Genomic DNA, 11,116 nt, shown 5'->3' with positions numbered 1-11,116 from the left:
TTACAATTCCTGAACCTGTTGCAAGGAAAGACCTGTACATTTTGAAATAATATCATCAGGAATGTTTTTTGCCTTCATTTTTCTGGAGTTTTCAAGTTTTTCGTTTTCTGAAGCTTTTTTGTATTCTTCTTCAAATGCCTCTTGAGCGGCGTGTTTAGCGGCTAATCTTATTTCTTGCTCTAGAGTTATGTATGTCCTCCGTGCGTCTTCGGTGATTTTTGCTTTGAGGACTTTTTCGCTGAGCGTTTTTGAAAATTCGGTTTCGTCCGGCTTCTTTTCTACAAGGAATTTGAAAAAAGTTCTGAGCTTTTCAACAGGCATTTTATTATACTTAATGGCATTGCAAAAGACTTTTGTAGTTTTGTCGTCAAGGAAAAGGCTGCTGTCTTCAATACAAACGCTTTTGAATGTATAAATCGGAATTCCCTTGTGGAAAATGTCTTCAAGGCAAAGGAAAATTACATAACTTTCGGTAAGGCATTCGTAATCATCTCCGGCGTGCAGGGAAGAAATGTCAAGGACGCTCTGGTAATATCGTGCCCTTAAAGAAAGGTGCTTTTTTCCTATGACCTGCATCTCTATATCGTAGGAACGGTCAGTTTCGTTCTTTACGAAGACGTCAAGGCGGATTTCTTTTGCACAAAAGTCTACGTCAAGCGTCTTTTCCGGACGGGCAAGCCTTATGTTTTCAATCTGAATGTTCAAAAGCATTTGCAAGGAATTCCTTGCAAATGTCTAGGTTTTCTGACATTACCTTGCAAAAAATAAAATTGTTTGAAAGTGAAGCTTCTTACCATTCCTTAAGTAGCTCCGGCGGATAATATTCGTGCATATATTCTCCCATAAAAAGTGAATGAGGAAATTGTTTCCCTGCATGATAAATCGAATTTTTTTTGAATTTTATGCAAAAAAGTGCAGGAAAATTTGAAAAAAAAAGTGAAATTTTTTTGAAAACCTTTTTTTCATGGAATGGAAGAATGCCAGAAAGCAGTTTTGAAAATTTACCGAACACAGGCATAGTCTGTGGATTTCTTATGGTATTAAAAAAATCATTCAGAGTCTGTTCATTCATTCCGACTTCACACCTTGTAATTCTGACCGTCTCCTTATCCGGGGTTGTCGAGGAATCCCGCAAAAGTCATTCCGATAGCCTATAAAAATTATTCTGAAAGACTTAAAATATTATTCTGACTGCCCAAAAACATTATCCTGAGCGTCCAAAAAAATTATTCTGAACGTCCAAGAACATTATCCTGAGCGTCCAAAAACATTATCCTGAGCGTCCAAAAACATTATCCTGAGCGTCCAAAAACATTATCCTGAGCGTCCAAAAACATTATCCTGAACGTCCAAAAACATTATTCTGACTGTCCAAGAACATTATTCTGGTTGCCTATAAAAATCATTCTGCAAGTCTTAAAATATCATTATAAAAAGCTTTCAACATTGTCATAACAGGCTTACAGGATTATAATGACAGTCAGTTTTACCGTCGCATGACATCATTACAGCACTCCTTCCAAAACCAAAAAAAAATCACACTTTTTAAACTTTTTTCCCTTTTTTTTGCCTTTTTTTCAAAAAAAATTCGTATATATACGAAGGAGACATATAAACCTCTGTTCCTTCTGGAAGCTTGCGCTGCAAGTTCATTTCATTGCGGAACAGCTAAAAAAAATCAAATTGGGAATTGTCAGGAAGGTTTGCTTCCGGCCTTCCTCATTGACTTTTTAAGAGAGGCACACAGATGACAGAAAAAGACACTTCAGAAATCACAGCTGGAAATCAGGACAAAATCTGGCCGCTTTCAAACCTGCGTTACATTCCAAAGAAAAACCTTATCCCTGTTCCGTATAAAAATGCTGGAAAAAAACGCACCTGTCCCCGAATCGGCGGAGCTTTTTCCGCGCCCGGATTTTCAGGAGTGCAAGATAAAAACCGCTGAGATTGCGCAGCTTTTATCTTACCAAAAGTTTGCGTTGCAAACTTTCGTATCAACTGCAGTTCCCGCTGGAAGCTTGCGCTGCGAGTTCATTTCATTACGGAACAGCTTAAAAAGTCAAATCGGAAATCGTTAGGAAGCTTTGCTTCCGACTTTTCTCATTGACTTTTTTATGGAAGGAAAAAAAATGAACTGGTATCTTCAAAAATCGCTGGAAGCGCAGTGGAAAAATGCTTCGCTTTCGAACAACTTTATCTTTTGCCGCGTGATGAGCGAAAATTTGGACTTATGCAAGGACTTTCTTGAAATGCTTTTAAACATTCAGATTGAACGGCTGGAACTTTCAGAGGCGGAAAAGACAATCGACGTAGACTTTCTTTCAAAAGGCGTACGGTTTGATGTCTATGTAAAAGACGGAACGGGTCGCTGCTTTGACATCGAAATGCAGACCACAGACCGCAAGAACCTTCCCAAGCGTGCACGCTATTATCAGGGAATTCTTGACATCTCAAACCTGAACCAGGGCTTTGACTACGAGGAACTTCACGAAAGCTACATAATCTTTTTGTGTCTTGACGATGTTTTCAGGAAAGGACTTCCGATTTACACGTTCAGGAATGTCTGCGCGGAAGACGGAAAAACCCTTTTAAACGACGGAACTGTAAAAGTCTTTTGCAACGCCCGAAAATATGATAAAATGCCGACAGAAAGGCTCAGGACTTTTTTCAGATATCTTCTTGAAAACAAAACCGACAATTCAAGTTTTGCAAAATCGCTTGAGGAAAAAGTCATGCGTGCCAAAATCCCCGCTGAACAATGGAGGACACAGATGACTTTAGAGCAGGAAATGTATTTTATCAAAAAACACGCCCGGGAAGACGGCTATGCAGAAGGCTACAGGGTCGCCGTCGCAGAAAAAGAAGAAGCTGTAAACGCAGAAAAGCTGGAGAACGCCAGAAAAATGAAGGTAAAAAACATTCCTGATGATATTATCGCAGAATGTACAGGCCTTTCCTTGCAACAAGTTCAAGAACTGTAAAATTGGCACGTCAAATAAAATCAAGAAAATTCTCACTGAGAATTTTTCACAAGTTACTTAAAATCAGCAGAAAAAAACACGCCGAGTTTTAAAAAATTCTCGGCGTGTTTTTTGAAAAATGAATTACTTTTTAAGAATTACAAATGATTTTGCAGGAACGGTGGAAACAACTGATTCTTCTGATGCAGTTGTAACTTCGCCAGTTTCTTCGCTGATTGTAACGCGTTTACCTTTTCTTCCGAAAGAAACTTCATAGTCTTTAATTCCAAGACCAAGGTTTCCTTCTATTGAAACATCTGTAAGAACATAGTCATTTTCAGAAGCATTGAAAATGACTTCATATTCTTCTGAATCAGATTTTGCGTTGTAAAGAGTAACTCCTTTTGAAAGTGTTTTTGCAGTTGATGAAGTTCCTGCAGTAAATGCAGTTGACGATTTTCTTAAAGAAATCAATCCTTTATATGTGTTGTAAACATCAGCGTATTTTGTTTTAAAAGAAAGGTCGATTGAGTTTACATCATCGATATCCGTTGCATCAACATAAGTTCCGCCGTTGTAACGGCTAGTCCATTTTATGCCACCCTTTGTATCAGGTGCATAGCTGTCCGGGTCGCCTTTCTTTGTGCGCATGAATTCCTGTCCACCGTTAATAAATGGTGTTCCCTGACTCAAGAAGATGTAGGCTGCGGCAAGTTTATTCTGTTTTTTAATTAAATCGATTTGTTCTTCGCTGACAGAAGCCGGCCATGATTTTGCAACATTACCAGTTGAATCTAATTTTTTTGTATTTGTAATATCAAGCGAATAAACGAGTTTGTCGTAAAGCGTAAAGTTATCATGACATTCTGCATAGTGAAGTGCAAGTCCTGTAAAACCTGTTGAATTTCTGTTATTGCTGCCAGATTCACCGATTAATCCTTTTACGATTCCGCTGTCAGAATTTGCAGACTGAATTTGACCAATGTTAAAGCCACCAAATTCCGCTCCTTTTATGGCATCTCGGAAATCATCGTCGAAAGCACCAACACCGTTACCGCTTGAGCCAGAAACTGCAGCAGATGCACCGTCTACAACGCCACTTGTTCCGCCTGTCCAAGGTTCTCCGTAAACCATTACTTTAGGGTCAATTTTATAAAGTTCATCATAGATTTCTTTCATTGTTTCAGATTCAAGACAGCCCATTAAGTCGAATCTAAAACCGTTGATGTGGTAATCGTTCATCCAGTGCTTGAGAGAGTCAATTACATATTTTTTTACCATTGAGTGATTTGTTGCAACTTCATTTCCGCAGCCAGAACCGTTAATGTAACTTCCGTCAGCATTAAGGCGATAGAAATATCCGGGAACTGTAGAATCATAAAGAGAACCCGTTGTTGTTCCGCTTGTATGATTGTAAACAACATCCATAATGACAGAAATACCGTTGTCGTGTAATTTCTGAATCATTTCGCGAAGCTGTTTTACAGCGGCTGTTCCGTCTTTATCAGAAGAATAATCAACATAACGACCTTCCGGAACATTATAATGATACGGATTATAACCCCAGTTGTAGTTTTCGTCTGCATTTACCTGTGCATAGTCAAACATCGGAAGAATCTGAACATGGGTTACGCCAAGGTCTTTAAGATGAGCAATTACTTCATCGCTTGCAAAATCCTTGAATTTTCCGGTTGAATCTTTTTCAGTTGCACGGCTCCAGTCGCGGATATGCATTTCGTAAATTACAGCGTCATTGTATGTTGAACCTTTAAATGGATTTTCATATTCACCCCAGCCGGAAGGAGTTGCAGAACTGTCGTTTATATCCACAATCTGTGCTGCAATTGAATCAGGTGCACAGACTTTAGCATTAATGTCGCACACATAAAGAGTTTTTCCGTCTACTTCAATCTGATATTTGTAATATTTTTTTGAACCGATGCTGCTTAATTCATACGACCAGACACCTGTTTTAGTATCAGCAGTCATTTCCTCCGTGCCGGAAGGCTCTCCCAAAAGTTCAACTTCGTCTGTACCGCCGTTTGCCTTTGCAGCAACCGTCAAAGCTTTATAAGTTCCGATATCACTAACGCTGTCATAAAAAAGGATAGAAACTTTTGAAGCAGATGGTGCCCATACTTTAAATGTTGCAGAACTTCCGCTGATTTTAACGCCAAGGTCATCGCCTGTATATTTCAGTTCAAGTTCATCAATTAAATCAGATGAAATGTTTGCAGAAACTGTATCAGAGTCTTTAAGTGTTACAGAATAAGGTCTTTTTGAAACATCTCCATCTGTTAAAGTAATTTTTGCAGAAGTATCGGTAGCGTTTACAGAAGCAATTGTTAATTCAGCACCAGTTTTATCTGTTACAGTAAAACTATCTTTAGTTGCAGATTTACAACCAAAAACTACAAGATTCAAAGTATTTCCATCTTTAGAAACAATAGAAGCATTTTTTAATCCCTTACATTCTGTCGCACTGTCATAAATATCTTTCTGACCGTAGATGAAATAAAAATGTTTACCTTCAGTCAATTCGGCTTTTGAAATTATAATATCATCAGTCTGACCTTCAGATGAAACAAAAAGAATTCCAAGGTCAACAGTATTATCTACTTTATAAGTTAAATCAAACTGATTTTCACCTTTTGTAAAGATGAGCCCTTCCGTTCCTTTATTATCCCATTTATCACATTTGTAGTTTGCATCTCCGCTAGAATATTTTGCCCATGACCATGCAACAAGACTGTCCCCCGGTGCGTAAAGAACATGAACATTGATAGTTGTATTTTGAGCAGACTCTTCTACAAGCGTTCTTGAACCGGCTGACTTTTCATATACTCTATCATTTCTTTCATCCAATCCATTTGCACAAGAAAAAAGAAGCGATGTCAATGCAAGAATTGAAAATATTTTAAAAATTTTTTTCATAATTCAGTTTCCTCCAAAAATTAAAGCTGAATGTCAGCAAGAATGAACACCGGCGAAACAAAGTTCAGTTCATCACAAGATGCATTTCTTCCGACCGCCTCAACTTCGGTTCTTTCCGTTACATACGCAAGATAGAACATTCTGTTTGAAGAAGAGAAGAAAAGCGGAAAGTTTGATACCGTAATCCAGCCGCCATCATTTGTATAAGGAACAGTAAATTCAGGATAACTTCCGTCTTTCTGTGTAACCGTTGCATTATCTCCGTTATCATCAGAGGTGAATTTGAAAGTAAGGCTTGATGATTTCCATTCAGCAAGAAGAGCCGGTTTTTCTTGTGAACAAGTCATTTCTTCTGAAGCAATTACAGAAACTTCTTTTCTATCCTTTTTTGCATTGAACATATATGAAGAAACATCCCCTGCACTGAATTTCCCGGTAGCAGCATCGTAAGAAAATGAAGATGGAACACTAACACTTTCACCATTTTTATTCGTATAAGAAGTAACTTGTGCACCGTCTTTATAAAGTGCGTAAGTTCCGCCAGTTTCGCTTTCAAAAGTAAGATATTCGTAGTAAACATCGCTTCCAGACGAAATGACCTTGTTTTTCAAGATTTTCCCGGGCGAATATTTTGGAATACTCACTGAATTTTCGGGCGGAGTATCGTCGTCACCGTCATCCGACGAACATCCTGCAAACATTACTGCCGTAGCCAGAAACAGGCACAGCAATACCTTAAACTTTCTCTTTTCCATTTAAATCCTCCTGTGTTTCAACAATTCAAATAAGACTGAATTTTCTCTCATCACACCAAACTTTTTTTATAAATGAACAGTATTATTATTTGTACTCACTCCGATTTATAAATCTATTTTTAATTTGAAAAATCAAATGGAATGTTCTGTGTTAAATATTTTTTCGTTGAACAAAGATTTGTCTGTAAGGTCGCTGTATTTTGTTCCGACTGTATAATTATTTTTTAAGTCTGCAAGCGAGAAATGATATGTTGAAGCAGATTTATCCTTTCCATAAATGCAAACTAGATATACTATTACTTTTGATAAATCTTCTTTATTTTCTATTTTACTTTCTATCTCATCTACTGATTTACTATATTTTTCAAATAAATTTGAGAAAGTATCTGATTTCCAGCTAGTTTCTTTAACATAATGATAATGAACAAAAAAGTTTTTCTTTTCTTTTGTCAGTTCTACTTCTTTTGCAAGCTTTAAAAGATCTTTGCAGATAGATTTTGAATTACGGTGTTTAAATTCTATACAACTTGCTAAACTTTCTATTTTATTTTCTGTGTAAAGACTTACATCAAATCTTGCTGCCTGGTGTTTGCCTTTTTTGTGATTTTTATCTACCTCTAAATTTTTAGAATCTTTAAAACGATAACCATATTCTGTAGGAGTTTCTATCGAATAAAAATAATTCTTATCTTCTTCAACATTTCTTAGGAAAATCTGCTTGAGTTCCTGTTCTGAATGTCTTACATCGCCCTTGTTTGAATGTGGAAAAATTAATTGACTTGAAGTTCCGTCAGTTGTGATTGCCTTTATTAAATCATTGAAAGATTTTTCTATAATTTCTTCGATAGGCATGGCATAAACTCCTGTGTTTTATCAGTATGGATGTGAAGTGCGTTCCCCCTCCGGTATTTGCAGCATATAAAGAGTATTAGTCCAGAATGCAATCATTACCTGACTACAACTAGTATCTTTTAAGAAGCAACATACCTTGCACATGCATAGAAGTTATTGATTTTTTTCATTTTGAATGATTAATGTCATATCTATAACAGTAATCATTACATTATAAAAAACCACGCTTGGGGCAATGCCCCAAGCGTGGTTTTTAGTTGACAAATAACCTATTTGATCTGATCGTCATAATACGTAATTTCTACAGTATCTTGATCTAAAGGTAACTTATACCATAATCCGCCATCAGCCGTACCAGAACCAACAGTTGCTTCAAATTTAAAATTTGCACCTTCCGGAGCTTGTGCTGCAACCCATGTACTAGAAACATCATAATCTTTTGAAACATAGAATGTAAGCTTTCCGCCAACAAGATTGGCTTCTTTTGCAGCATTGTCAAAAACTGTTTCATCAACTGACCACTTTCCGGCTTTTACACCACCCCAACTAATGTTAGAGTTGAAAGAAACCTTTTCAGTTGTACAATCTTTGAAAGTCATTACAACTTTGAAATGATCAGGAATTGCTATCTGGGCTTTTGCAGAAACAGTTGAATCTTTTACTGTAAGAATTAGTTTTACCGGCAAATTTGCTTCCAAGGTATTTACAACAACTGTAGAAACATCATCATTTGCAGTCAAAGTTGCTTCAGTAGGATTTTCCTTTGCATAAGCAACAGTACCTTTGTAATACTTGTCTTTACTCCACACAACAAGTGACTCAGATGTTCCACTGGCTGTAAATGTATAAGAATATTCTGTTCCGTCATAATCCATTTTGTTCATGCCTGTTTCTGTATCAAGTATATAGAAATCAGGAACATTTGAACCGGCAAGTTCAACTTTTACAGAAACAGATGTGCTGGAAGGTTTTACAGTCATCTTGTAGCTATTACCAGGAGTCTGTCCTGTAACTTTTGCATTACCACCACCACTTTCAAGGGAAACTCCAGTTCCGTCAGGTGCAACTTCAGTGCCATTACAATATTTTACAGACCAGCCGGAATTTGCAATAGCAAATTCATCAATGGCTGCCTTTGCCGTATAAACAATACTGTAAGAACCATCTGCATTTGCAGTCATTTTTCCGTCATCAAGACTATCGTTTGCCCAATTATTCATATTACCACGCAGGTAGAAACTCGACAAATCGACAATAGGATCTTCATCATGGCTTGTTGCACAGCCTGAAACTGCCAACGTACCAACTGCTACTAAAAGAGCAGCAAATAAACTAATTGATTTTTTCATATTATTTTTCCTCACTACTCAATTAGAAATCGAAGCTAAGTCCTACGCGGACTGCTGCTTTGTTGTACAAAGAAGAAACTTTGCCTTCGCCTGTAATGATGTCACGGTCAATGATGTAGTCATCAAGCTTGAAGTTGCACCATTTGTCGCCGAAGTCGTTGTATGGATTGAATCCGTACAGGAACTGCGCGATGAATGTTGTAGAGTATTTCTTGCAGATCTGCTTGCTTGTTCCAAGCGCGAATCCTGCCGGAAGAACTCCAGTCTTGTCAAAGTCGTCTACATCAGCGTAGTGAGTGCGGATGCCAACGCCTGCCTGCAAGTTCCATCCGTTAGAAAGACCTGCTTCCGCAAGCAAAGAATGCATTGCGTATTTAACTTCATCTGTGTTTCCGTCGTAGCCGTAGATTACATCAAGCTTAGCAAGCGGACTGTCTTCAAATGTTGCGGCAAATTTCAAGCCTGCTTCATTGAATACAAAGTTTTCTTTATCTGAACCGCGTACAAACTTATCTTCGTCTTCTGAGATGTATGAAACTTCACCATATCCGTCAATAGCCATATTGTCGCTGATTTTGAATCCAACTTTCGGACGAACTACCAGGAGCATTGTATCTTTGTTCTTAAAGTTATGAGCTGCATCATTTGAATCAACGTCCTTGTTGAATTTTGTCTCAAGGTACGGAACAACACCGATAGAAAGTGCATCTGTAGGAGTTACGTTGATGTCTGCAAAGAATCTCTGGCGGTTAAGATAACCAAGATTATCCTGCAAGTGGTCGTGATCATCAGCACCCTGTTCAACATACATCATATTTGCCTGAGCACCGCGGAAACGGTATCCAACCATAGCTGTGATGAAGTCATTGCTGAACGTGATGTTTACGTTTGCAGCCATGTTGTCCTGCTTGTCGTCAACATCGTCGTTTACTGCGCCTACATCAGAAGAAGCCGGATTGAAGAATGACTTGTATTTAGTTCCGCCAACAGTAACTTCCTGAGAGCCGTAAAGGTTCAGCAAGTAGTTTCCTTTGAATGTCAAAGGTCCGAAAGTTCCCTTGTAACCAAAAATAAGGTCATTTTCATAGATTTCATCAAGAACTTTGTCAAACTCTGTTCCGTAAGCACCGTTGTACTGAACGTCAATATAATGGTTTCCGAACAAAGTTGCGTTTGCATAAGAGAAAACGCCATAACGGTTTCCGGCACGGTCAGCACTGCGGTTTGGAGCAAATACAACGTTCAGGTCTACGTTTCCGTCAGTAAGGCCTTTTACCCATTCATTGAACATCGTACCTGTTGCAAAATGATTGTATCCACCAACTTCTAAATATCCGGCTTCCCATTCCTGGTCTACAGTGTCCCAGTTTACGTTCTTGTGACGCGGAAGTTTTGCATATTTGTAACCAGTTGTCCAGTCTACCCAGCCTGTTTCAACTCCTGTCTTGAAATGTCCGAGATATGTTTTTGCAGAACCCTGTCCACCGAACCAATAGATTGGATCAAACATAAGGTCTGTAAGGAAGTTTTTCATTCCGTCGCCAAGATCGCGTTCATTTCTCTTATAAAGATTTGAGTATCCTACATTGCCTTCATTATCCGGCTCAAGTTCTGCAAGAGCTACTTCTACGTATACAGGAACATTCGGAACGATAGAACCACCGAATTTCCAGTATGATTTTGCACCAAGACCTACAGCAGCAGGTTTCAGGGCATTGTCATATTTGCCGTCATCGCCCTTTTCGCATGCATCAAAAGTTGCCTGCAAACCTAAGTTAGACCAAGTCTGGAATTTTAGACCTGCTTTAGGAGCAGCAGAAGCGTCGCCTCCGGCAATAGCATCAAGTTCTGCCATAGAGTTTTTACCGCCGAAACCGTCGTCAACGAAATCCGGAGCCTTAAGGTCTGTAGTCCAGTTTCCGTCGGTGATGAACTTGTATTTTACAGTTGTTCCGGCATCAAACACTTTTGTAAGAGAGAATCCTTTTTCTCCCTTTTCCATAGGAAGAGCGCCGTTCTGCCAGTTTGTAAAGTCACCGGCAAGAAGCACTTCTGTAGCACGAGGGTTTCCATAGAAGAACGTAGCTTCTATTTTACCGTCGGGAAGTTTCTTCGCAGTTACATCGGCGAATACCATTGATGCAACCAGAAGAACCGAGATGAAAGCGAATAATTTTTTCATCAAATTCCTCCAAATTAATAAATAGATAGAAATTGCGCGTACAAACGTCCCGGGATTTTCGTAGACAGAATGGGCCTTATCATC

8 protein-coding genes are annotated in these 11,116 nt (G+C 38.5%); 2 read left to right on the top strand and 6 right to left on the bottom strand.

Annotation, left to right across the window (positions count from 1 at the left end; genetic code table 11):
- Positions 1–711: an Rpn family recombination-promoting nuclease/putative transposase gene (locus B5D55_RS11215; RefSeq protein ID WP_078934099.1), complete on the bottom strand. Its 711-nt coding sequence runs from the start codon at positions 709–711 to the stop codon at positions 1–3.
- Positions 712–1,747: 1,036 nt separating this feature from the next.
- On the opposite strand from B5D55_RS11215, the gene B5D55_RS11200 reads away from it, so the two are divergent.
- Positions 1,748–1,945 carry a hypothetical protein gene (locus tag B5D55_RS11200; protein ID WP_078934096.1) on the top strand — a complete coding sequence of 66 codons (198 nt, stop codon included), beginning with the start codon at positions 1,748–1,750 and terminating at the stop codon, positions 1,943–1,945.
- Between the two features lie 184 nt (positions 1,946–2,129).
- Positions 2,130–2,981, top strand: a complete 852-nt coding sequence (locus B5D55_RS11195; RefSeq protein ID WP_078934100.1) for an Rpn family recombination-promoting nuclease/putative transposase — start codon at positions 2,130–2,132, stop codon at positions 2,979–2,981.
- A gap of 123 nt (positions 2,982–3,104) precedes the next feature.
- On the opposite strand, the gene B5D55_RS11190 is transcribed toward B5D55_RS11195, so the two are convergent.
- From B5D55_RS11190 to B5D55_RS11170, 5 genes are all read right to left on the bottom strand, one after another.
- Positions 3,105–5,894, bottom strand: a complete 2,790-nt coding sequence (locus tag B5D55_RS11190; RefSeq protein WP_078934095.1) for an alpha-amylase family glycosyl hydrolase — start codon at positions 5,892–5,894, stop codon at positions 3,105–3,107.
- Between the two features lie 20 nt (positions 5,895–5,914).
- Positions 5,915–6,649 carry a hypothetical protein gene (locus tag B5D55_RS11185; RefSeq protein WP_078934094.1) on the bottom strand — a complete coding sequence of 245 codons (735 nt, stop codon included), beginning with the start codon at positions 6,647–6,649 and terminating at the stop codon, positions 5,915–5,917.
- A gap of 132 nt (positions 6,650–6,781) precedes the next feature.
- Positions 6,782–7,501, bottom strand: coding sequence for a hypothetical protein (locus B5D55_RS11180; RefSeq protein WP_078934093.1), 720 nt, complete (start codon positions 7,499–7,501; stop codon positions 6,782–6,784).
- A 269-nt stretch (positions 7,502–7,770) separates the two neighbouring features.
- The gene (locus tag B5D55_RS11175) at positions 7,771–8,850 is read right to left on the bottom strand and encodes an early set domain-containing protein (RefSeq protein ID WP_078934092.1); all 1,080 of its coding nucleotides are present in this window, start codon (positions 8,848–8,850) and stop codon (positions 7,771–7,773) included.
- A 22-nt stretch (positions 8,851–8,872) separates the two neighbouring features.
- Positions 8,873–11,032: a glycogen-binding domain-containing protein gene (locus B5D55_RS11170; RefSeq protein WP_078934091.1), complete on the bottom strand. Its 2,160-nt coding sequence runs from the start codon at positions 11,030–11,032 to the stop codon at positions 8,873–8,875.
- Between the last annotated feature and the right edge of the window lie 84 nt (positions 11,033–11,116).

This window comes from Treponema porcinum, from assembly GCF_900167145.1.
Lineage (GTDB): Bacteria > Spirochaetota > Spirochaetia > Treponematales > Treponemataceae > Treponema_D > Treponema_D porcinum.
Note: the sequence above shows the minus strand (reverse complement) of the source record. Positions and strands in the feature narration are given on the sequence as shown.